Here is a 23,343-nt window from a genome sequence, read left to right on the forward strand (position 1 = left end):
TACCCTTAAGCAAGACAGAATGAACTAGAGGAAAAAGCGGCCTGAAACTTGGGTCGCTTTTCTTCAGCAGTAATGGACAGCGCTTACATGATATTAAGAATGGGAGTGAATGCGTTGGGAAGAGGGAAGAAGCTTCGGGGGAAAGTCTGGTTAAACGCGTGGGTTGCCGTACTGCTGCTGGGAACGGTTATATTCCCGGGTTCATATTCGGTGGCGTGGGCGGCGTCGGTAGCAGACGTTACGTATGGTGAAAGCATTTCTGAGAGCGTTTCAATTAGTGGCGCGAACAGCAACTTAAGCGGGTGGACGGCGAGGGACAAGGGGATCATTGAGGAGACGGCGGACGGCCTGAAGCTGTCGTCTTCAGAGAACGGCTTCGCGCTGTCGGCGGAGCAGGGAGAAAGCTTCAGCTATGAAACGGACGTAACGCTGCTTCAGAACAGCGGCGTGGTGTCGCTCATCTTCCGCTCGAACGACAGCGGCTGGGGCTCGTACATGGCGCAGCTTGATCCGGGCGCGGATATCCTCAAGCTGAAGGATGCGAACGGCGACCGGGTGCTGAAGACGGAAAGCGTGCCGCTGGAAGTCGGACAGACGTACCACCTTAAGGTGACGGCGGAGGGCGCGTCGCTTAAGGTATACTGGAACGGCGGAAGCGAGCCGCTGATTCAGGTAAGCGATTCCGCCTACACCGGCGGGTATTTTGGCATGCATGTCTGGAACAGCTCGGCCGTGTTCCAGAATATTAATATGCAGGTCATCAACACGGAGACGAAGCCGGGAACGGTGAACGGCAACCTGAGCGGCTGGACGGCGAAGGACAAAGGGAGCATCGAGGAGACGGCAGACGGGCTGAGGCTCTCCTCTTCAGAGAACGGCTTCGCGCTGTCAGCGGAGCAGGGTGAAAGCTTCAGCTATGAAGCGGACGTAACGCTGCTCCAGAACAGCGGCGTGGTGTCGCTCATTTTCCGTTCAAACGACAGCGGCTGGGGCTCGTACATGGCCCAGCTTGATCCGGGCGCGGACATCCTGAAGATGAAGGACGCGGACGGAGACCGGGTGCTGCAGACGGAGAGCGTGCCGCTGGAAGCCGGACAGACATATCACCTCAAGGTGACGGCGGACGGCGCGTCGCTGAAGGTGTACTGGAACGGCGGAAGCGACCCGCTGCTGGAAGCTGAGGATACCGCCCACACCGGCGGGTATTTCGGCATGCATGTCTGGAACAGCGCGGCGGTATTCCAGAATATTTATGCGGGCCCGCTCGGCGAACCGCAGCCGATAGAGATGTCCGGCGTCAGCAGCAATCTGACGGGCTGGACGCAGCGGGGAATTGGAACCGCTTCCTCAGGTCCCGAAGGCCTTCAACTGTCGGCATCGGGAGCGGTTACGGTCATGTCGGACACCTACGCCCAGGATTTCACTTATGAAAGCGACATAATGCTAAAGTCAGCGGATACGGCAGGCTCCTTGCTGCTGCGTTCGGATAAAGAAGGGCGCAATGCGCTGCTGGTTCAGGTGGACGGCAAAGCCGGCAAAATCCGGCTGGCCGATGCGGGCAGCGGACAATCGGACCGCCTTTGGATCGAGAAGAGCATCGCGGTCCTTCCGGGTGTCAGCTACCATGTAAAGGTCAAAGCGGACGGAAACCGGATTAAAGTCTACTGGAACGGCAAATACGATCCCATAATCAGCGCCGAAACGGAGCTTTATTCCGTCAATAAGGGACTTGGTCTTCGCGGGGCGGGAACCGCGGTGTTTCAGAATATTAAAGTGAGCGATCTGCTTACAAATATAGAAGGTCTGTCGAACGCGGACGGGTTATGGATGAAGGACTTTCAGGGCCTTAAAGGAACGGCGCAGGGAGCACAGTGGTCCCTGCATCTCTCCGAAACGCAGGCGGAGGATTTCGTTCTGGAGGGCAACGTTACGATTTCCGTGTATTCACCGTCTGCCGAAGCGGCGCTGCTGTTCCGGGCAAACGAAGACGGTTCCGGCTACTGGCTTCAATTGAATGCGAATGAAGGCACAGTTAAGCTGGTGAAGTCGGGTTCGGCAGGACGGGAGGTGCTGGCTTCCTCTTCGGATATTCCGCTTGCTCCCGGGAAGAAGCATCATATTGAAATTCATGCGGCGGGATCGAAAATCTCGGTCTATGTGGACGGCTATAAGGGAGCGGTCGCCCAGCTTGAGGATAGCACCTATGCCTCGGGCCTGACCGGTTTTGCCGTAGCAGGAGGCAGCGCTTATTTTCAGGATGTCTATTTGACGCCTTCCGGCGGTTACTACAATGAAATTTACCGTCCGGCGTATCATTATACGCCTGCGCGCGGCTCGGCAAGCGATCCGAACGGGCTGGTTTATTTTGAAGGGGAATATCATCTCTTTCATCAGGACGGCGGACAGTGGGCTCATGCAGTCAGCACCGATCTCGTTCACTGGAAGCGTCTGCCGCTTGCGCTGAAATGGAACGACATGGGCCATATCTGGTCGGGATCGGCGGTTGCGGACGAGACGAACGCCTCGGGGCTGTTCGGCGACTCCGGGGGCAAAGGCCTTATTGCCTACTACACTTCTTTTAATCCCGACAAGACCGGCGGCAACCAGAAAATCGGGCTGGCTTTCAGCAAGGATAAAGGGCGCACCTGGCAGTATTACGGGGATGGCGCGGTTATCCAAAATCCGGGCTATGTAAGCCCCAATGAACCGGGGAACTGGGATTTCCGCGATCCGAAGGTCGTCCGGGACGAGGTGAATAACCGCTGGGTCATGGTCGTTTCCGGCGGCGATCACATCCGCTTCTTCACCTCGGAGAATCTGATCGACTGGACGCTGACCGACACCTTCGGCTACGGCAGCTATATAAGAGGCGGAGTGTGGGAATGTCCCGACCTGTTCCCTCTGCCGGTGGATGGCAACGCCTCGAACATGAAATGGGTGCTGATGCTCAGCTCGGGCGCTAATCCGAAGACGAACGGCTCGGATGCGGAGTATTTCATCGGCGATCTGACTCCCGAGGGCAAATTCGTCAACGATAACCCGGCAGGAACGGTGCTTAGAACCGATTACGGCAAAGAGATGTACGCTTCGACTTCCTTCGCCAACGCGCCGAACGGACGTCGGATCATACTGGCCTGGATGACCAACTGGGACTATCCGTTCAGCTTCCCGACCTCGCCGTGGAAGGGAGAGCTGACGGTGCCGCGCGAATTGTCGCTGAAGACGACAGCGGACGGCCTGCGTCTGGCGCAGGCTCCGATTGCGGAGCTTGAGACCTTGCGGGGCGCGCCATTCTCGGTTACCGATACTTCCGTCTCTGAGGATACGGACAATATCCTGGCTTCTTCCTTCGGCAATGCTTATGAAATTGAGGCCGAGCTTGAACTGCCTCAGAGAGGAGCCGCTTCGGAATTCGGATTCTTATTGCGCGAAGGCGGCGACCAGCGGACCGCTATCGGTTACCGCGCAGGGGACGGCACGCTGTTCATCGATCGTTCCGCTTCCGGACGGACCGATTTCTCATCCAAGTTCTCCACCCTGCATGAGGCCCATGTGCCGGTAGTGAACTCCACGCTGAAGGTGCGCATTCTGGTGGACCAATCCTCCATCGAGGTGTTTGCAGCGGATGGCACGGCGGTGTTCTCCGATGTGATTTTTCCGGGTGCGGCGCGGAGCGGCATGAGCTTTTACGCCAAGGGCGGCGCGGTGAAGGTGAAGTCCTTGAAGGTATATCCGCTGAAAAATATTTGGAACGGCGAGTTTCAGCCGGACGACTCGGCCGGCCGGATCATTCTGGACAGCAGTGTGCTGGAGCTGGGCTCCGGGGAATCCAAGGAGATCTACGCCAATGTGCTGCCGCATGAGTCCGCGAAGGAGTTAGTCTGGACCTCCGCCGACGAATCAGTCGTCAAGGCCGAGCCGTCCGGTTCCGGCAGCGCCGTGCTGAAGGCCGTGGCGCCGGGGACGGCGGCCGTTACCGTACAGACGTCTGACGGAAGCCTGTCAGCCGTCATTCAAGTGACCGTGGGTATATTCCATACGAATCTGAAAAACTGGAAGCCAAATTCCAGCTGGGCGGTGACATCCGAGGGCATCCGGGGCACCTTTGACAGCGACTCCAACTATATGTCGGGGGATCGGGCGGCGGATTTCACCTATGAAGCCGACGTTATGCTCCCGAGCACCGGCGGAGCCGGATCGATTCTGTTCCGGTCGAACACCGACGGTACGAGCGCTTACTATTTCAACCTTGATCCCAATTTGAAGGCTGCGCGGCTGTTCTATATGGCCGATGGCCAGTTCCAGGACCGGCAGGTGCTGGCGAAAGTGCCAATGGCTCTGACGACGGGAGTGAAGCATCATGCCAAAATCACAGCCGTGGGCACGCGGATCACAATCGAGCTGGACGGACGGCAAATTATTGATGTAGACGACGATACCTATCGTCAGGGCGCATTCGGTGTGAATGTATTCGGCGGGGACGCCTATTACCAGAACGTCAATGTAACCGGGGCAACGGCGGCTGATGATTCGGTCTACCGTTTCATAAATGAGGGGACGGGAGCGGCGCTTGCGGCCGACAGCCAAAATTCCCTAGCCTTGCTGAGAACGGCGCCTGAACAGGAATCGGTCAATCAATACTGGAGCTATTACCCGATCAAAAATAACGCCTACACGATCCGGACGGGGGGAAGCGGCAAATCGCTCGACTGGGATACGGGGGCGAACAAGGTTCAATTGTACGCCTATCTCGGCTATGACAATCAGCGCTGGCTGGTGAACGGGAACTCGGACGGGACGCTGACGATCCTGTCCAAGTTCCAGCCAGGCAAGGCGCTGGAAGCCCGGGAGGATGGAACGGTCGCGCTTGGCGACGCGGACGGTTCCGATCGGCAAAAATGGCGCGCCGTGAAGGTGGAGGCCGGCGGCGGAGAGCCTGAGCCGCTGCCATCGGCAGCACCGTCAGCAGCGCCATCAGTAGCACCGTCGGCGGCGCCATCGGCAGCGCCGTCAGTGGTGCCATCGGCCGAGCCCTCAGCGGCATCGTCGGCCGAGCCGACCCCGGCACCCGAGCCGACGCCTGCTCCGGCACCGAAGCCCTCAGCGGCTCCGCAGCCGGGGGATGCCGTGACGGGCACCGTCAATCAGGCTTCGGCAGCCTTCTTTACCGCTGCCAAGACGGAGCAGGGAAGCGGTTCGGCGCTGGCGATCAAGCTTGACGGCGGCGCGCTGAAACAGCTGGCCGGCGACAAGGCGGCCGATCTTCAGATCAAGGTCGGCGTGAAGGAAGACGTTGTGATAACCGGCTTGTCGGCCGCCGAGTGGAACGGGCTGTTTCAAGGAGGAAGCCGTCTCACCGTCAGCACGCCGGAGCTTACCCTGCCGCTGACTTCGCTTTCGATTGGCGATGCCATCGCAGGTCTGGGCGGCAATGTGAAGGCGGAGGACATCGGAGTGCGTCTGTCCATTGAGCGTAGCGCGGCGGCGTCCGATGCGGAGAAGATAGCCGCGGGTCAGGGATATCGTCTGCTGGCCGATCCGCTGGCGGTCAAGCTGACGCTTAGTTACAAGGACAAGAGTGTGTCCGCGCCTTTAAAAGCGCCGGCTGAACTGCTCATTCCGGTTCCGTCAGAGCAGGCGGGAACGCAGGGCGGAATTGCCGCCGTTTCGGTTCAGGATGGAGGAAGGCTGTTTGCGATACCGGCTGCGCTTAGGACGGTGGATAACACACGGTATGCCGTCATCCACGAGGCTGCCGGTTACCGGACGTATGCGCTGCTGAGCGGTAAGACGTCCTTCTCCGACACCCCGGGCCACTGGGTTCAGGGCATCGCCGCAGACCTGGCGGGCCGCCTGATGCTTGCAGGCGACGGAGACGGCCGGTTTGCGCCGGAACGCAAGGTTACGCGTTCGGAACTGGCGGCGCTCTCCGTACGAAGCCTCGGGCTCATGGGCGGAGAGATTTCATCCCCCGCCTTCAGTGATGTGCCTGCCTCTTCCTGGGCCTACGGACCGGCGGAGCTTGCGCATCAGTATGGGCTTGTCACCGGCTATCCCGGCGGCGTCTTTGACGGCGGCGGTGAGGTGAGCAGGGAACAGGCTATGGTGATCGTTTACAATGCCATCTCCCTCATCAAGGGAGGACATCCGCCGGCGGAACCTGTGAAGACGGCGGGCAGCCTGTCTGCTTACCGGGACCGCAGCGAGTTGTCTCCATGGGCTGCAGCTGCGGCTGCATATCTTATTGACAGCGGCATTGTCCAGGGAGACGGTACCCGCGAGCTTAGACCGAAGGATACGCTGACAAGAGCGGAAGCGGCTGCCTTGATTCACCGCATGCTTCAGGCAAACAGTTGGATCGACTAATCGGCTAAACATAGCATCAAGCGCGAAGCGGAGCATGCCCGCAGGGTTCACGGAACCTTGCGGGCACTCCGCTTTTTTTGCGGAAAAGGAGAAGTTCGATAGGAGGGCTCCTTGCGCGCCGCCGGCGGGCAGAGTCCGGGAACGGCTGGTATAATGGAAAGACCGACTGAAAGAGGAAAGAGGCATGACATGAAAACACTGCTCGTTACCGGCTACCGGGCGCATGAGCTTGGAATTTATGACAATAAACATCCCGGCATTCCCTATATCAAAAAGGCGCTCGCCAACCGTATGCTGCCGCTGCTGGAAGAGGGGTTGGAATGGATCATCACCCCCGGACAGTACGGCGTAGACCTGTGGGCGTGCGAAACCGCGCTTGAACTTAAAGGCAGCTATCCCGGCCTGAAGCTGGGCATCATCACAGCCCATGCAGCACCGGAGGAAAGATGGAAGGAAGAGAAGCAGGACGAATTTCGCCGGATTGCGGCGGCGGCCGATTACTACGGGGCGGTCAGCAACCGTCCTTATGAAGGAAGCTGGCAGTTCCAGGCAAGGGATGAGCTGCTGATGCGCAAAAGCGACGGGCTGCTGTTGGTGTACGACGCGGATGCGGCGGAAGGAAGCCCGAAGTATATCAAAGAAAAAGCAGTGAAGCTGCAGGAAGAGACGGGGTACACGCTGCTGACGATTTCAATGGACGACATCCAGAGCATGGCGGATGAGGAAAATCAGTCGTCATACGACTGAAACCGGGTCCGGCCGAAACTGCGGCGATTATCCGTAGCCAAATAAGAAAGGAGCCGCCGAGGCAGCTCCCGAATCCTTGATTCGCCGTCATCTTATAGCGGCCCTGACAATCCCCATAATCCCGACAATCCCGCTAGAAAGGCTTGAATACCATGAGCAGAATGAGGAGGAACGCGGCCGCATGGGTGACGCTTTCCCACTTGGCCGACAGCCTCGACAGCTGCTTATACGATTCCGGCAGGTTCTCGCCCTTCTGAGCATTGACAATTTTCAGCTGTTTGTTCATCTGCTTCGGAAGAATCCCCACAACGATCACCTGGACAGCCAAGTAGATGACGATGGAGGCGATAAACCAGCCTGCTTTGAACAGAGACGGCTCCAGAATCGCCATAGCAATGCCCGTCAGGAGCAGCAGAATACTGCCGACCTTTGGGAGGATCTCCAGTCTGTGCAGCAACGACAAGACAAATTTGGCCTGACTGACCGTTTTTGCGCTTTTGGCGATTAGCGGAAAAGCAAAGGCCGCCCCCAGCCCCATTACAGCGGCGGCAATGTGGACAAACAGAACATAAATATACAAACCATACTCCCCCAATCAACGGATGGAAATGTTATCCTGTTGGCTATTATATAGTCGAAGGCTAGGATATTTGTCACTTATTTCGGGGGGGAGAATATTTTTTTCAACGAAAAGAGAGGGAGATGCAAGCCCAATCGGACCCGTGTCTCCCTCTTCGCCTATAATTAGATAAAGCTGCGCAGCGACGGCGACTTGCGGGCTTTGGAGTGTCTCTCGAACGCGTAAGCCAGCCGGATCAGCGTCGGCTCGGCGTAAGCCATGCCCGCAAACGTCACGCCGAAGGGCTCGCCGTCCGGAGTGTAACCGGCGGGCACGACAATCGACGGGTATCCCGCCCGGGCCATAATTCTTGAGCCGAAATCGGCGGGGAACAGCAGGGCGTCCAAGCGGTGCTCCCGCATGACGGCGTCGATGCCCTCTTCCTTGCACAACCTGAGATCGGCCGCCCTGTCGCGGAGATACTGCGGCTCCGTCAAAGCGCCGGAGGTTCTGTACTCAGCGTCAAGCAGCGTCGATTGGCCATAGCGGAGCGTTTCCATCGGATGGGCGTGGTTGAAAGCGATGATGTCTTTCAGCGTGCGCATGGGCGCGCCCGGACCGAGCTTCGCCAGGTAGGCGTTCAGCGAATTTTTGAACTCGTTCAGCAGAACCGTGGAATAGCGGACCTCACGCGCTGTCGGCACATTTGCGGGATCGACGATTACCGCCCCTTGGTCCTTCATTAGCCGGACGGCCGCCTCATACAGCGCAATCCGGTCTTCGCCGACTTCCTCGAAGTAGTAATCGCGCGGTATGCCGATTCTTGCGCCCTGAAGGCCGTTCCCGTCCAAAAATTCGGTGTAATCGCCGTGGTTTCTCTCGAGTGAGGCGCCCATGGCGGCGTCCGTTTCGTCCTGGCCGAGCATGGCATTCAGCAGCAGCACCGCATCGTGCACCGTTCTCGCCATCGGTCCGGCGGTATCCTGCGTGTTCGACAGCGGCAGGATGCCGGAGCGGCTGATCAGCCCGACCGTGGGCTTGATGCCGACAATGGAGCCGAGGCTGGCGGGGTTGAGGATTGAGCCGGAGGTTTCCGTTCCGACGGAGACCGTGCAGAAATTGCAGGCGACGGCCACAGCGGAGCCCGAGCTTGAGCCTCCCGTCGGCTTCGAAATATTGTATGGGTTCAGCGTCTGCCCGCCGCGCGAGCTGTATCCGGACGGCATGCCCATGGTCATGAAGTTGGCGAACTCGGTCATGTTCGTCTTGCCAAGGATCACCGCTCCCGCTTTTCGCAGCCGGGACACAATAAAGGCGTCTTCCCCGGCAAAAGAATCCGCAAGCGCAAGCGACCCGGCGCTCGTATGCATTTTATCCCCCGTGTTGATGTTGTCCTTGAGCATGACGGGCACGCCATGGAGCGGCCCCCGGGCGCCGAGCCTTGCGCGCTCCGTATCCATGGCATCCGCGATAAACAGAGCGTCCGGATTAATCTCAATGACTGAATTTACCGTCAGCCCGTTCTTGTCATGATCCGCGATGCGTTCAAGGTACATCAGAACGAGCTGTCTGGATGTGATTTCGCCGGAGTCCAGCGCTGCCTGAATCTTCGTAATCGTCGTCTCCACAATTTCAAATGCCATCCTTCGCACGCTTCTTCCTGTTATGGAATCGCCTTCAAATTTAATATAAGCCAGTTTAGCTTTGCTTCATAGTCTGACTTCGATTTTTTTGCTGAGGAAGCAGCGCTCGGCAAAAAAAATAAAGCGGAAGCGGCCCGGCTATATTTGAGGCCAAGCTCGTTTCCGCTTTTTCAAGACGTAAAGCCCCGGACAAGAGAAGCTAATCCTGTATCTGCGAAAAGCCTTCTTCCGCCAAATATTCTCTCGCTTCCTCCGGCGTTTCAAAGGCCATTTCTAAACTCAGGCCCGAATAGAGATACCACAGGTCGTCCTCGGCTTTAAGTGTAAGATTCTCGCCTTTCCCGTTCACCCAGTTCGTCTCGGCCGCAAGCCGCTTGCGCTTCTTGGCTGACGGCGCCGCTTCGGGCAAAGGCTCGGAAAGCGAAGCGATGGAGGCGTCCAGCAGGCGCCGCAGTTCGTCCTCCGTGAAATCGCGGATGTTGACGAAGCCCTTGGCGTCGGTCTGGTAGCCTTTCAGCAGACCCGCGAATACATAGCCGTTGCCGTTCGGATGGAGATGAAACGCAACGGTCTTTTTGTCGTGCAGGCTTTCTTCATAATGGTAGTTGACCCTTCCTAAAGAAACGTCTTTGCGCTGAAGCTGCGGATAGGAGTCAAGAATCTCGATTTTTTGTTGAAAAGTAAGCATAGGGTCAGCCTCCGTTGTTCGAATCGGTCCAGCCGGGACGCAGGAGTCATTTTATCCACGGCTTTCGCTATCTGATTATATCATGCCGCCCGGCTCCACGCCGCTTTCGGACGGTTTATCCCCATATCCGCAGTGTAAAATGTGGATAGTGTGGAAAAATAGATCTAAATTATATTTTTGTGGATAAAAGATATATATCTAATGAAATAATCCACTGGATAATCACAGTATGCAGCGTTATATTCCATTTATAACATGACGGAGGTGGCTTCATTGATTCAAGTGGCGGCGGCCATCATTTATAATTCCGAGGGGAAGGTGCTGATTGCGCGCCGCAGGGAAGGCAAGTCCCAGGCGGGATTCTGGGAATTTCCCGGCGGCAAAATCGAAGACGGCGAAGACGCCTGCGCCTGCCTGCGGCGGGAATTGATCGAGGAGATGGGTATCGCCATCGTTCCTTATGAATATTTTGGCGTTAACGAGCACCGTTACGGCGGCGTCTTGCATATCCGGCTGATCGCCTGGAAAGCGGAATACCGGGGAGGCGATATCATTCTGACGGATCATGATGACTGTCGCTGGGAGCGTCCGGGGGAGCTGGAACGTTTTCTTTTTGCGCCTGCGGATATTCCGTTTGTGCAGAAGCTGGACTCGGAAGCGGGCAAGCGGTGAAAGAAGAACACGAATGAAGGAGCGGCGCTTCATACCGCTCTTTTTATCATATAATTTGCGGTTTGCAGACGTTATGATAGAGGAAAGAACGCTAATGAGGAGTGGGAACTTGCTGAAATTAGACTACAGACGAATGCTGCTCCACATCGCCATATATGCCGTTTTGTTTTTTGCGCTGCCTCTGTTTTTGCGGAGCCATCCGGGCACAATGAGTGATCTGGGCGCGCTGGTCATGCTGCTCTTGATGATCTGTCCGGCGGCCATCTTTATTTTGTCGGGAGAGCTTGGTTTTCGGGCAGGCTTTCGTCCGCTGGCGGCACTTCTGCCCATGCTTCTATTTGCGATATCGGTGCTTACGGTGTTTGAAGGCAGTGTAACCGGTTTTGTGTATTCGGCGGTTTACGGTGTGATATCGCTGACGGGGAACGCAGTCGGTGCTTTTTTTCGGAAGAGGACAAGGAGATAAAGGAGAAGAAGATTTGAAGGCGCCGGAGGTTCGATCATGTGATCTGTGAAATGCAATGCTGCCGATCCGGACGAAGGCAAGGTAAAATCGGTTTGGGAGGGAAATCAAGATGAATACGGACGAAAACAGCTTTAAGCTCATAGTCTTGTCGGAAGCGGGACAGGAGCTCATCTTGAATGAAGACCCCAAGAAACTCCTGGATAATGTATTCAATAGACTGTCATCCCATTTGGATTTGGATGTTTATTTTAATTATATTTTTGACGAGGAGACTCAGCGGCTTCATTTGATGAATTACCACGGAATCAGCCTGCAAGAATATTTACCTATCGAGTGGCTCGGCCTTGATGAAGCGGTTTGCGGAGAAGCCGCAACGAGGCGTTCCAGAATAATCGTCGAAGATGTTCAAAGCTCTTCCGATCCGAGAGTCGTGTTCATTAAAAGCTTCGGCTTAAAATCATATGTAAGCCATCCGCTGATTTCTTACGGGAAATTTGTAGGCACTTTGTCATTCGGTTCGCGAAAACGCCGCTCTTTTTCCCATTTGGAATTGGATATTATGCAGACGATTTGCAGTCAAGTGTCCATCGTGCTGGACCGCATTCTGCTTATTTCAGCGCTAAAAAGAAAGAACCGGGAGTTGGCCCAAAAAAATAAAGAACTCAAACATTCGGAGAAGCAATTGGCCGCCATTTTCTCCGTAATTCCCAGTCCCGTGCTTGTCGTTTCACTGGAGGCTCAGCAAATCATTGAATGCAATGACGCTCTGTTATCTATGCTGGACATCAGCCGGGAAGAGCTGTTGGGCCAATATTGGCCCGAGCGGCACAAGGCGGATTCGTTGCTTAAACCGATTTTGGATGCTTCCATGCAAGCTTTGCATAAAAGCAATATTGAAGTATCTTTCCCCAACGCTTCCGGCCAACCGAAGATTTGTTTATGCCATGCCGTTTCCTTAGACATCAATCAAACTCCCGGTATGCTGGCCGTCTTCAGCGACCTTACGGAGCATAAAGAGTATGAAAAGGAAATGGTAAGGCTCGACCAGCTTCATCTTATCGGCGAGATGGCCGCGGGAATCGGTCATGAGGTGAGAAATCCGTTGACCACGGTGCGGGGGTTTCTTCAGCTTATGAGCAAGACGGAAGCCGGGAAACAGCGCTATCTGGAGGTGATGATCGAGGAACTGGACCGGGCGAACTCTATTATCTCCGAATTTCTCGGGCTGGCCAAGAATCAAAGGATCGACATGAAATATGATGTGCTGAATGCCCTGATAGAAAAAATCCTTCCTTTGATTCAAGCGGATGCGATGGTTTCGGGCAAAACGGTAACGACCGAGCTTGGCCCTATTCCGCCCATGCTTATGGACGAAAGGCTCATTCGCCAGCTCATATTGAATATGGTACGAAACGGGCTGGAAGCCATGCCGCCTGAAGGTCATTTAATCATCAGAACTTATATGGAAGAGGACGGCATCATATTGTCCATCGAAGATAACGGCAAAGGAATCCCTTCCGACCAGATTGAGCATATATGGAAACCGTTCTATACGACCAAAGAAAGCGGATCCGGCCTGGGATTGGCCGTATGCTTCAACGTTGCCGACAAGCATGGCGCCAAAATCGACGTCGTTACGGGCCCGGCCGGAACTACCTTTTCAGTCAAGTTTAAGAGATTGCCTGCTTAAATTCTCCTCTGCAAGACCCAAATTCCGCACTTTTCTTCAAAAATTCATAAATTTCCGCAGGTATCACAGAATTTCGATCGTCAAATAAAGTAGCTGCTTTTGTCCCTGCGCCTCTAATGCTCAATCTGACCGAAATCGGGGTCCCAGCGGTACTTGGCCGCCCGGATTTCCTCGGCACGGACATTGAGACCGTTCCAGGACTCGTGCGGATAGGCGGAGATCAATTGATGCAGCCGGAGGAAACGGTCGCGGGGCAGCAAATCGGCGTAACGGCCGATAAAGCCGGAATAGAGCAGGGCGTAGCGCTTCATGCGCACCGCCGATCCGGCCACCGCGGCTAGCAGCGAGGAGCCGTCGTTCATTTCGAGAATTTGCGCTTCATACCGCTGTACATAACGCAGGGTGCGGTCCTTGATCAGATCACGCCGCAGTCTCGCAACCTCGCCGATATATTCCGCGAGCAGCGGCTCGAAATCTTTCAGCAGCAGCTGTTCCATCTCCAGATCCATGTCCTTGCGCAGCCGGAAGCCGTGCAGCAGGGCGACGCGCTGCCTTGCGATGCGATCGCCTCGAAGCAGCACGGCGATTTCGCGCAGCTTCTCGTAAGCGAGCGTATCGTTCTCCCGCAGCACGGACACGGCCTCCTGCCGGTTGATCTCAAGGCCCTGCTTGATCGCGCCGATATTCCGGCCAAGCAGTTCGTCCAGTGCGCGCAGGTTCTCGGCCGGCCGCGCCTTTCGCTGGGCGGCGAAGAGCGCCAGCAGCAGGGCAAGCCCGCCCGCTACGCACAGCGCAAGCTGCGGGAAGTCCGCGGCAAAATAAGCCGCGGCCAGCGTCAGGAGGACGACGGCAAGGAGGGCGGTCTTCATGCGGCGCCCGGCAAGCGAAGCCGCCCTGCGTTCCACGGATACCAGGGCGGCCCTTCCGCAGTGCTTGCAGCGTTCCCCGGGCAAAGCGGTGAACGTGCCGCAGCGTTTGCAGACACGCAGCTTGTCGAAGGCATAACGTGGGGCTTTGAAGGGACGGAGGACGACCGGTTTTTTGTTAGCCACGGGTGCGGTCGCCTCCGTTCAGCGCGGCCAGCAGCCGTTCGTCGATCTCTTCCCGGATAACAGGCCTGCGCCCCCGAAGGAAGTACCCGAGAATTCGGAAGACGGTATAAAGAAACGTAATTCCAAGTATCACGTATGAAATCATGGAGCTGTCCTTTCCTGGAGAACGGCGTGCTCGAACAGTGTCCGAAAAGGCTTACGGACGCCGCCCGTTCCCGCCTGCTCAGCGTTCCTTAAGTTGAAGTTTACAGGGTTTAATTATATCATAATGGCAGGCTATTTACAGAATTTAGCTGCCTTTATCCGTCTTTGCCGCCGCCCTATCAAATTATAAGAGGAGTTATAGTCATGCTTCGTAAAGATGTTCGAAATAGAAGGGTTTTGTCTTTTTTTGCTCGGTTTCTTCCTGCGCTGCTGCTGACGCTCTGCCTTGCGGCCGGACCGTTTGCGGCGTTTCCGGTACTCGCGGCTCCGTCTTCTTCCTCTGGAGCCTCGTCGCAAATCGATGCCGTTCTGGTGCTCGATGTCAGCAATTCCATGAAGACAAGCGATAAAAACAACATCGCCGGCGAGGCGATGAAGATGTTCATAGATATGCTGTCCGCGAAGGGAGACAAGGTTGGCGTCGTCGCCTATACCGATGAGGTGCAGCGGGAGAAGGCGCTGCTGACGATTAACTCAGCCTCAGACAAGCAGGATTTGAAGGATTTTATCGGTGGCCTGGATAAAGGCGCCTACACGGATATCGCCGTCGGCGTCGATGAAGCGATCAAGGTGCTGCAGAACGGCAGCGACCCTTCCCATGAGCCTATGATCGTGCTGCTTGCCGACGGCAACAACGATCTGAACGAAGCTTCCGGCCGGAAGCAGAGCGAGTCGGACAAGATGCTGAGCGCGGCGGTAGAAACCGCCAAGAAGAAAGGATATCCGATTTACACAATCGGTCTGAATGCGGACGGCAAACTGAACAAAGCAAGTCTCGCCAAGCTGTCCGACCAGACGGGCGGCAAGGCGTTCGCAACCGATACCGCAGACGATTTACCCGAGATTTTGAGTGAGATTTTTGCCGACCATTTGAAGCTTAAGGTTGTTCCTGTGCAGTCGATTACGGCGAGCGGCAGCTATCAGGAGGTTACGGTGAACGTTCCGAACGCCAGCGTGCTGGAAGCCAACATTTCCATCATTTCCTCGAAGCCGGTAACGGCGAAGCTGACTGACCCGTCGGGGGCGAGCGTGGCGATTCCTTCGAATAATGTGCTGCTGTCCAAGTCATCGACGTATAGTCTGCTGAAGCTCCTGTCCCCGAAGGAAGGAGACTGGAAGCTTCAAATCAAGGGCGTTCCGAAGGATAAAATCGACATCAATCTGATTTTCAACTATGACCTTGAGCTTAAAATGGAAGCTCCGGCGTCCAAGACTTACAAGAAGGGCGACAAGATCGGCATCTCCGCCCGCCTGTTCACGGGCGGCACGCAGGTGAACGAAGCGGAGCTGTACAGGAACATGAAGGCCGTGCTGCTAGCGACGGATCTTGATACCGGAAAGACCGCAGAGCTCCCGCTGGATAATTCCAGCGGCGAGTTCAAGGGCAGCTTCGAGGTAAAGGACAGCCATAACTACGAATTGAAAGTCCGGGCCGAAGAGAGCAGCTTCTACCGCGAGAGCAACACCGTGCAGATAAACGCGGGCGGTTCCGCTACTCAGGCCCCCGCAGCGGCAGGAAGCGGGAATGAGGCTCAGGACGGAGGCATGTCATGGACGCTGATTCTGGTTATTTCCGGAATCCTGCTGGTTCTGGCCGCCGCCTTCGTCATCTGGATGCTGTGGAAGAAAGCGAGCCGCGGTTTTGTCGGCCAGCTCGTGATCGAGGTGATTGACGGAAATACTGGCGAGAAGACGTATCCGCAGTACAAGAAGCTGACGGGATTCAGAGGTAAATTCAACCTGCACCAGCTGCTGCAGCTTGCCCCTGAGCTTAAGGAAAGCGAGAAGCTGGTCTTCACGCCGGGAAGCAATGACCGGCTGCAGCTTCGCGGCGGCGACGGGATCGCGGTCGAGAAATCGGGCCGTGCGGTCGACGCCTCCCGGGGACTGGAGCTGAAGAGCGGAGAACGGGTCTCGGTTCCGCTCAGAAGCGTGGACAAGACGATTATGCTGGAGTATTTGGTATAAAATCCGTAAAACTTAGCGTATGCTTTCGAAGCGAGTTTTACTGAAGTATATGCGAGGAAGTATATCATCGTAAAACTTTTAGGGGGATAAACATGAAACCGGTCGTAAGAGAACATATTCAGCAGCTGGACGTTTCGCTTGGCGGAGGCATCGTCAGCGACAAAATCAGAGTCGACACGATCGACAATCCGATTCTTATAATCGGTCTCGGCGGTACGGGCATCGACGCTCTGCTCCGCCTGAAATACCAGATCAACCGCCGCTTTAAGCTGCCGGAGGACCCGATTTCCAAGAAAAAGCGGGATAAGCCGGACAACGTGGAGTTCCTCGCTTTCGAGACGAACGAACAGGACCGCGGCAAGAAGTACAAAGGCATCGGCCTCGACCCGCAGAACGAGTTCGTGCTGCTGGCCAACGCTGAAATCGGCGGGCTGCTGCAGAACCGGAGCATTCTTGATCCCTACATTACGGAATGGCTGTCGCCCGAGCTCAGCATTACGGACGGCATGAACGGCGCCGCCGGGGTGCGCCAAGCGGGACGGCTGCTTCTGTTCACGAAGATTAATCAGGTCGTAGGAGCGATAGACAAGAAGATCAAGACTTTGTCGGTCGGCACGAACAAAAAGCTGATGGTCTTCCTGCTAACGGGTCTGTCCGGTGGGACGGGCAGCGGCGCTTTTCTGGACATCGCCTACATCGTCCGCGGCATCATCGAGCGTGATTACGGCTCCGCCGGAATCGACCGCGTCAATACACTCGGGTATCTGTTCACGCCGGACGTGAACCTGTCGAACAAGAGCCTCAGCGAGCATACCCGCGAATACATCCGCAAGAACGGATACGCGGCGCTCAAGGAGCTGGACTACTGGATGAACGTGGACAGCCGGGGCGAGCGGTTCCGCCAGCAGTACGGCAATATTTTGACCGTCAATTCGCCGCTTCCTCCGTTCAATCTGTGCCATCTCATTTCGGCGACGAACACGGAGGGCAAGCTGCTGGAGAATGCCTACGATTACTGCATGAACGTGACGGCGGAGAACATTACGAACTTTATGGCCAGCGAGGAGAAGCAGTCGGGCGAGGAGTTCGCCATCCACGACTATATCAGCAACATCCGCACGAACATCGCGCAGATGCACAAGAGCTATCCCGCCAACTACGAATACAACATTATCGGTGCGTCTTCAGCAGTCCTGCCGATTGAAGAAATGACGACTTACCTTGCTTACCGCCTGTTTGATAAAATGGATAAAATGTTCCACCAGGCCCCGGGCCAGGAGGATATCGATAAGCTTGCCCGCAAGCTTGGAATCGATCTGGAGAGCATGATTAAGTCTTTTGAAGCCCGCGTGCCGGAGCCGCTGCCCGGCTATGAGAACAGCGAGCGCCTGAGCCATTCCAACGTCATCAAGCATCAGGTCGTCGACATGGATACCGAGCTTGAGCAGAACTTCCTGTCGCGGGCAAGAGAAGAGTATATCAAGGTGAGAAAGCAGCTTCCCGGCGAAATTGTCGGACGGTTCGGCGAGGAAATGGAGCGGACGTTCCTGCATCCCGAGCAGGGGCCGTTCTATGTGTCGCGGCTGATCTATACGGAAAAAGGCTTCTGCATCCTGAAGCTGATCCAATCCTACATTGAAGCGCTGCGCGAGAATCTGCTGCGTCTGCCGCGCGATATCGAGACGGCCCGGGAGTCGGCGGAGGACAAACTGGGCGATGCGCGGAGCGCTTTTGTCTCGAAGGAAAAGAAGAAGAACGCCTATATCGACGCGAAGATCAACGAATATTGGCTGCATGCCGATACGGAGCGCACCGAGCGCATGATCGAGTTCTATGAAGACCTGTTCGAGCTGCTGAATGAGGAGAACAGCCGGATTTACGGCGTGTTTACGGAGATTTTGAACGCGCTGAGTTCGATCTTCTCCAAGAACGGGGATATTCTCACGAGCGGCGAAGAACAGACGGACCACAAGGGCAACAAGACGTATTACTGGAATATCGTAAGCGTGCCGGACATTTCGCAGACGATCTCGAAGATTATGGATCAAAAAGACGGCGACGATCTGATCCGCGACTTTTCCCGGGAAATGCTGCGGAATTCCAGCCGCTGGGTCAGAGAGCAGGAGATCGACATCGTCCGCTCCATTTCCGAGTTCCTCAGCGACAAGTTCGGTGATCTCATCACCCGGTCGATGGAGGATTTCCTCGTGATGAAATACGGCAGCGAGGAGCCGCTCGACAAGCTCGTGGAACGTACGATCGCCGGGAAGCTCGATGAGGAAGCCGTTCCGGTCTTCCACCTCAGCAACAGCTCGGGCAGCCTGCACTTTCCATCGTGGGGCTTTGTGTCGGTGCCGGTAAAGGCGCCGGGTATCCTGAAGGGCATCCGCAATTATCAGGATAACGCACTCGGCAAATCGCAGTTCACGGTCAAGGAGAGTGAAGTCAAGAACCGGATTTTCTGGCTGAATACGCGCAACGGAGTGCCGCTGTTCGTCTATACGCCGCTGCGGGTGTATGAAGAAAACTATGAGCGGACCATTCTCGATAAGGAAGGCATCGGACGCCATCTGGTGCAGACCGACAAGAACAACTGGACCTATCTGCCGTCGCCGATTCCGGAGCAGTCCTGGGGCGACACCTACAGCAACGCACGGGTGCGCGAGTATAACGCAAGAGTGCGCGGAGATTTCTCCAAAGCGCTGGAAGCCGGAGTCATTGCCGAAAAAGGCCTGGACGAAAACACGAGCAGCCGCTATTCGGTCGTGTTCTCGAAACCGTTCGACATCGACGCGTTCCTGCGCGGATACGATCTTCAATTGGAATCGCCGCGACCGAATCTGGGCGAAGTGAAGAAAGCTGCCGACGAGCTCGGAAGGCTGCGGGAGAACGGGCTGGAACGCGAAGGCGTGAAGGATATATTCGGAAGCATTAACCGGGAGCTGGCCCAGGAGAATCTGATCCGTTCGCCGCAGCTTACCGCAAGGGTGCGCGAGGAGCTGGCGAAGTACGAAGCGCTCGCGGTCAAATCGGAGGAACTGAACGCAGTGCTCCGCCGGTACCTGGACGAGGAAAAATGGATGGACCAGTTCCTGGAGGCCCTGTACTCCGATACCATCGTGAAGAAGGGCGCGCTGTTCGTGTACGATAAAGACGAGGAAGAGGATGGTTGGGAGCCGTTCGCCAACCTGATGAAGGAACGCAGCTATGTGGAATTCGCGGTCTACCGCCATTTCCGGGCGCTGGACGAGAAGAGCCGCAGCGTTCTGCTGCGCAAGGCGGCGCGGCGCGCTGCGGAAATGACCGCGGCCGAGGATGTGTCCCCGCTGCTCTACAAGCTGGAGAACCTGTATGTAACCTTCCTAGAAGCGCGGGACAGCTTGGAATACGAGCGGGTGGAGCATGCCGACGGCGACGAAATGTACGCTTTCTACAAAGGCATGACCGGAAAGCTTGGCAGCATCCGCAGAAAGTTGAAATAAGCCTATGATCAAATCGCTGGCAATGCGTTATGCGGCGGAATACGCCGCCCGGGAGGACCGGCTGCAGGATCAGGGGGACGGGCGCAGCAGTATCCATTACCCCGCCCTGTTTCTGTTCGTAGGTGAGAAGACGGCGCCTGCCATCGGGCCCGTGCTGGACAGCTGCCGCCGCAAATGGGACAATGCCGGCGGCGTTATGGCGATGCACGCTGTTCCCGAAGGCTGGAAGGCGGAGCAATCCGCCGTCCCGAAGGAGGAATCGTCGTCCGGCGGCTTCGCATCTGTGAGCCCCGCTCCCGGCATTTCCGCTCGGAGCGGGGCTTCGGCGCCCGTCTTGTCCGACTGGCCGTCGGGCCATTTGAGAACGTTGATTCTTCCCCGGCTTACAGGCCGCGATCCCCGCACCGTCCGCCGGGACTTGTTCCGTGAATTTCAGGGGGAACAACGCTATCTTGCAGAGATGAACACCGCACTGCGGCGCATGACGGGCGGCATAGCGGATTACGGCAGGCTGTACTCATCCTTCGACGTTATCCATCTCTCGATCATTACGCGGGTCGACGACCCGCTTAATGTGCTGCTGCCGGAAATCACACTGCTGACCCGCGCCGTGCTCGGCCAGTCCTTCAAATCGGTGCAGACCGACCTGTTCGCGCTGATCAGCGAGCGGGACCAGGCCGAGAGCTTCGGCCTCTCGAGCTCAGTGGGAATGGCCTTCCTGCGCGAACTGGAAGGGATGCAGTCGCCGGATTACGAATTCACCGCTCCGCTGCTCGTTACGGAGGATGGACTGTCCATTCCGGTCAGCCACGGCCCGTCGCCGCTGTTCGACCTAGTCTACGTCCTGTCGGACAAGAATGAGCGCGGCACGTCTCCGGCAGGTGGAATGGACGACAATTACGAGATTATTTCCCACATCAGCCTGTTGAAGAATGTGATGCGGCCCTCCGGCGGCATCGGCCAGGAGCAGGTCAGCTACAACAATATGGCGTTCAAAAGCGGGATAAGGGGCAGCACGGGCCGGCAGGGATACGCTTCCGCCGGCTTCTCCGGCGTCAAACGGCCGAACCGGCAGATCGCGCTGGCGGTGCTGTACCATACGTTCCGGCGGATCAGGGAGGAGATGTCCGGCTCCAGCCGTCTCAGCCCGCGTGAACGGCTGGAGCTGTTGGGCTTAAGCCCTGACAGTCTGCGGGAACGTGCCCGGCGGCTGCTTCCGGACAAGGAGGGCATTCTCGAAATGACAGGCCTGATGAGCCTTGGACGTCCCTCCTACCATGAGCTCAAACGGCTGTCTCTCCGCGAAGCGGAGGAACTGCTGTTTGGCAGCGGGGGCGAGGCTTACTTCCGCAGCAACTTCGCCTCGCCCGCGGCGAAGCGGCTGGAAGCCGCCGATCCTCTGCGGGAATGGACGCCGCTGCTCTCCGCTCCGGACGGGGCTAGTCCGGAAATCACGTTCTTCCAGCTGGCGGAATGGACCGCCGACCGGGACGATGCCGGCAGTGTACTTCATGGGCTCCGCCAGCACATGGCCGGCCTCCGAGCCGCGATTGCCTCATCGCGGGAAGAGCTGGAGCTGTTGTACGGGGATAGTGTGGACCGACAGCCCTTCTCAAGGGTGCCGCTTATGGATAAGCGGACGGTGCGGAACTTCATCCATTATTTGTTCGCCGAAGGCTACGGCGCAAAGTATGAATTGCTGCTGCTGGAGAGCGAGCTTGCGCTGTGCGCCCGCCTTGAAGCCGGGCTGGAGTCGCTTCATTCGGCAAGCGTCAAGCGGGTGAAGGCGATGGAACGGCTGGAGGAGGAGCTTAAAGCGGCGGCGCTGGACAGCATCGGCCGGGCCGAAAGTGATATTGGCCGGAACATTATGGAGTATTACCGCGCCGTAACGGATGAAGTAATCGACGAGATTAAGGCCCGGCGCGGGCCCGGAGCCCTGCTGGGCGAGCGGTATATGGGAAGTCTGCCGGGTCTGCTGGACCGGGGCATCGAGGTGCTGCTGGAACGGCTGATCGAGGTGTGCGGGCGGGAGATTCTGACGGCGGAGCCTTTTGCCCTTTCTTTCGAAGAGGAGCTTCTGCGGCGGGCAAATGTCGCGGCGGCGTACGACAACCGGGAGGTATTATCGAAAGAAGAGCTGTTCCGGCGGCTGTACCGCACACTGGAAGAGGAAGCGGCCATCAACGTCCGTCTCTTCGAGTACACGCAGGAACACCGGCATGAGGAAAAATATTTCTTCGGCGACAGCGGCTCGGAATTTTTGCGCTACGCGCTTTCCGCCGACGAGACGACGCGCATCTACCGGCTGGGCTTTGTGCATGAGCGGCGTCGAAGCGGCGTGGAGAAGCTGAATCTGATGGGCGGCTTCCATCTGGAGGACCTGCTCTACTACCGCAATGGCAGGATCTATTACGAGACTTATTTGAAGAACGGTTACGAGCTGCACGGCGTGGATGAAGAGTCGCTTCCCGCTCTGCGCTAGAGGCTTTCCGAAAGGATGATGAATCAATGCAGCGCAAATTGAATCTGCTTCTTCTCTTGTTTAGTTTGATCGGCGGAGCGGTCGCTTTTGTTATCGGCGAGCTGCTGATGGGCCGCCTGCTTGGAGACTGGCCGTCCATTTTGGTCGTCGGCCTTTATTTTGCCATTGTGGCGCTCGGTGTAGGACTCGGCTGTCTGCTGGCGGAGATGATTTCCCCCCGGCTGAATGGCTGGTCGTGGCGTCGGCGGTATCTTGGCTTGTCGTGGAAACTACTCCCGCTGACCGTCGCCATGCTGCTGGGTGTTGGGGTATTGATGGAGTTCGTATATGAACTCAATTTCGGCGGCCTGAAGCCGGTCAAGGATATCGTGATGGTCATCGACGACTCCGGCAGCATGCAGCAGAGCGACCCCGGCAACAGCCGCTACTCGGCAGCGCGGGACCTTGTGACGCGGATGGACGGCGATAACAAGGTCGCGGTGCTGACGTTCAGCGACGTGGCGTCGGTCGTTCAGCCTTTGACTTCGCTTTCGAAGGCAGAGAACCGGGAGCAGGTGACGGCGGCGATTCAAACTCTGCAGACGACGCAGGGCGGAACGAATCTCAGAGAAGCGCTGACGGAGGCGCTGAACGTCATTAACGGCGACAATGCCGCCGGCCGTGGAGCGATGGTTATTCTGCTGTCGGACGGGGTAAGCCAGCTTGATACCAGGGCGGAACTCCAAGAGTACGTGGACCGAGGCATCGCAGTCAACACGATCGGACTCAGCATCAACGACCCTTCAGGCCCGGATCTGCTTAGGGACATCGCCGGGACAACCGGCGGGCAATATTACGATGTGGCCGATGCGAATCGTCTGGCCGACATCTTCCGCCAGATTTACGACCGTCTCGGCGACCGGACGCTGCTTACGGAGCGGACAGATAACACGCAGCACAGTCCTTATTACGCGACCCTGCGCATTCTGTCGCTCGTATTGATCGGGGCCGCGCTCGGGCTCGGGCTCGGCATTGTCTTTGACAACCGCCATCTGGCCAAAAGCTTCGGCCTGGGCGGCATCGTGTCCGGCTTCATGGCCGGCTTGACGCTGGAATTCGGCCTCGGCGGACACGTCTTCCTGAATGCGATGGTGCGGCTGCTTGCCGTGCTGCTGCTGGCGGGCGTGATCGCGCTGTTCACCGCGGTCGTTCCGGTGGGGGAAGGACGGCTGACACGCCGCGGACGCGGAGCAGAGCAGCCGTCCGCGCGTCCGTCGCAGGGCTACTCGCCACGCAGGAACCGGAGCAGCAAAGGCTTTTAGCAGCAAGGCAAAGATACTAG

General features: G+C 57.0%; 14 protein-coding genes. 9 read left to right on the forward strand and 5 right to left on the reverse strand.

Annotated features, from left to right (window positions below; all coding sequences use genetic code 11):
* The first annotated feature begins 114 nt into the window (after nucleotides 1-114).
* Together PUR_RS04975 and PUR_RS04980 are read left to right on the forward strand one after the other, a co-directional pair.
* Nucleotides 115-6,366, forward strand: a complete 6,252-nt coding sequence (locus PUR_RS04975; protein WP_232101723.1) for a GH32 C-terminal domain-containing protein — start codon at nucleotides 115-117, stop codon at nucleotides 6,364-6,366.
* A gap of 189 nt (nucleotides 6,367-6,555) precedes the next feature.
* The gene (locus PUR_RS04980) at nucleotides 6,556-7,113 is read left to right on the forward strand and encodes an SLOG family protein (protein ID WP_179037751.1); all 558 of its coding nucleotides are present in this window, start codon (nucleotides 6,556-6,558) and stop codon (nucleotides 7,111-7,113) included.
* A 133-nt stretch (nucleotides 7,114-7,246) separates the two neighbouring features.
* Here the strand turns inward: PUR_RS04980 and PUR_RS04985 are convergent, their stop codons facing one another.
* The 3 genes from PUR_RS04985 to PUR_RS04995 all read right to left on the reverse strand — a co-directional run bounded on the left by PUR_RS04985 (nucleotide 7,247) and on the right by PUR_RS04995 (nucleotide 10,003).
* On the reverse strand, nucleotides 7,247-7,693 hold the full coding sequence (locus PUR_RS04985; protein ID WP_179034285.1) for a DUF2269 family protein: 447 nt from the start codon (nucleotides 7,691-7,693) through the stop codon (nucleotides 7,247-7,249).
* Nucleotides 7,694-7,857: 164 nt separating this feature from the next.
* Nucleotides 7,858-9,315 (reverse strand): amidase family protein, encoded by a 1,458-nt coding sequence (locus PUR_RS04990; RefSeq protein ID WP_179034286.1) that lies wholly within the window; start codon nucleotides 9,313-9,315, stop codon nucleotides 7,858-7,860.
* 199 nt (nucleotides 9,316-9,514) lie between these two features.
* Nucleotides 9,515-10,003: a hypothetical protein gene (locus PUR_RS04995; protein ID WP_179034287.1), complete on the reverse strand. Its 489-nt coding sequence runs from the start codon at nucleotides 10,001-10,003 to the stop codon at nucleotides 9,515-9,517.
* 282 nt (nucleotides 10,004-10,285) lie between these two features.
* On the opposite strand from PUR_RS04995, the gene PUR_RS05000 reads away from it, so the two are divergent.
* The 3 genes from PUR_RS05000 (at nucleotide 10,286) to PUR_RS05010 (ending at nucleotide 12,831) form a co-directional block, all read left to right on the forward strand.
* A complete protein-coding gene (locus PUR_RS05000) occupies nucleotides 10,286-10,675 on the forward strand; it encodes a (deoxy)nucleoside triphosphate pyrophosphohydrolase (protein ID WP_332107948.1) in 390 nt (129 codons plus the stop codon).
* 109 nt (nucleotides 10,676-10,784) lie between these two features.
* Nucleotides 10,785-11,141 carry a hypothetical protein gene (locus tag PUR_RS05005; RefSeq protein WP_179034289.1) on the forward strand — a complete coding sequence of 119 codons (357 nt, stop codon included), beginning with the start codon at nucleotides 10,785-10,787 and terminating at the stop codon, nucleotides 11,139-11,141.
* Between the two features lie 109 nt (nucleotides 11,142-11,250).
* The gene (locus PUR_RS05010; protein WP_179034290.1) at nucleotides 11,251-12,831 is read left to right on the forward strand and encodes an ATP-binding protein; all 1,581 of its coding nucleotides are present in this window, start codon (nucleotides 11,251-11,253) and stop codon (nucleotides 12,829-12,831) included.
* A gap of 113 nt (nucleotides 12,832-12,944) precedes the next feature.
* On the opposite strand, the gene PUR_RS05015 is transcribed toward PUR_RS05010, so the two are convergent.
* Both PUR_RS05015 and PUR_RS05020 read right to left on the reverse strand, forming a co-directional pair.
* Nucleotides 12,945-13,883 carry a hypothetical protein gene (locus tag PUR_RS05015; protein WP_179034291.1) on the reverse strand — a complete coding sequence of 313 codons (939 nt, stop codon included), beginning with the start codon at nucleotides 13,881-13,883 and terminating at the stop codon, nucleotides 12,945-12,947.
* Complete coding sequence (locus PUR_RS05020) at nucleotides 13,876-14,028, reverse strand: hypothetical protein (protein ID WP_232101724.1); 153 nt, start codon at nucleotides 14,026-14,028, stop codon at nucleotides 13,876-13,878. Before PUR_RS05020 ends, PUR_RS05015 begins: the two co-directional genes overlap by 8 nt.
* A gap of 203 nt (nucleotides 14,029-14,231) precedes the next feature.
* Between PUR_RS05020 and PUR_RS05025 the strand changes: the two genes are divergently transcribed.
* The 4 genes from PUR_RS05025 (at nucleotide 14,232) to PUR_RS05040 (ending at nucleotide 23,323) form a co-directional block, all read left to right on the forward strand.
* The gene (locus PUR_RS05025; RefSeq protein ID WP_179034293.1) at nucleotides 14,232-16,055 is read left to right on the forward strand and encodes a vWA domain-containing protein; all 1,824 of its coding nucleotides are present in this window, start codon (nucleotides 14,232-14,234) and stop codon (nucleotides 16,053-16,055) included.
* Between the two features lie 92 nt (nucleotides 16,056-16,147).
* A complete protein-coding gene (locus PUR_RS05030; RefSeq protein WP_179034294.1) occupies nucleotides 16,148-19,537 on the forward strand; it encodes a tubulin-like doman-containing protein in 3,390 nt (1,129 codons plus the stop codon).
* Nucleotides 19,538-19,541: 4 nt separating this feature from the next.
* A complete protein-coding gene (locus PUR_RS05035; RefSeq protein ID WP_179034295.1) occupies nucleotides 19,542-22,022 on the forward strand; it encodes a transcription initiation factor TFIID in 2,481 nt (826 codons plus the stop codon).
* 26 nt (nucleotides 22,023-22,048) lie between these two features.
* Complete coding sequence (locus PUR_RS05040) at nucleotides 22,049-23,323, forward strand: vWA domain-containing protein (protein ID WP_179034296.1); 1,275 nt, start codon at nucleotides 22,049-22,051, stop codon at nucleotides 23,321-23,323.
* Nucleotides 23,324-23,343 lie beyond the last annotated feature (20 nt).

This window comes from Paenibacillus sp. URB8-2, assembly GCF_013393385.1.
Classification (GTDB): domain Bacteria; phylum Bacillota; class Bacilli; order Paenibacillales; family Paenibacillaceae; genus Paenibacillus_AQ.

Excerpts from the sequence above, each read along its gene's own strand:
- PUR_RS05020 (WP_232101724.1), bottom strand. The coding sequence starts at position 14,028 with ATGATTTCATACGTGATACTTGGAATTACGTTTCTTTATACCGTCTTC.
- PUR_RS05025 (WP_179034293.1), top strand. The coding sequence starts at position 14,232 with ATGCTTCGTAAAGATGTTCGAAATAGAAGGGTTTTGTCTTTTTTTGCT.
- PUR_RS05035 (WP_179034295.1), top strand. The coding sequence starts at position 19,542 with ATGATCAAATCGCTGGCAATGCGTTATGCGGCGGAATACGCCGCCCGG.
- PUR_RS05030 (WP_179034294.1), top strand. The coding sequence starts at position 16,148 with ATGAAACCGGTCGTAAGAGAACATATTCAGCAGCTGGACGTTTCGCTT.
- PUR_RS05010 (WP_179034290.1), top strand. The coding sequence starts at position 11,251 with ATGAATACGGACGAAAACAGCTTTAAGCTCATAGTCTTGTCGGAAGCG.
- PUR_RS05040 (WP_179034296.1), top strand. The coding sequence starts at position 22,049 with ATGCAGCGCAAATTGAATCTGCTTCTTCTCTTGTTTAGTTTGATCGGC.
- PUR_RS04980 (WP_179037751.1), top strand. The coding sequence starts at position 6,556 with ATGAAAACACTGCTCGTTACCGGCTACCGGGCGCATGAGCTTGGAATT.
- PUR_RS04995 (WP_179034287.1), bottom strand. The coding sequence starts at position 10,003 with ATGCTTACTTTTCAACAAAAAATCGAGATTCTTGACTCCTATCCGCAG.
- PUR_RS04990 (WP_179034286.1), bottom strand. The coding sequence starts at position 9,315 with ATGGCATTTGAAATTGTGGAGACGACGATTACGAAGATTCAGGCAGCG.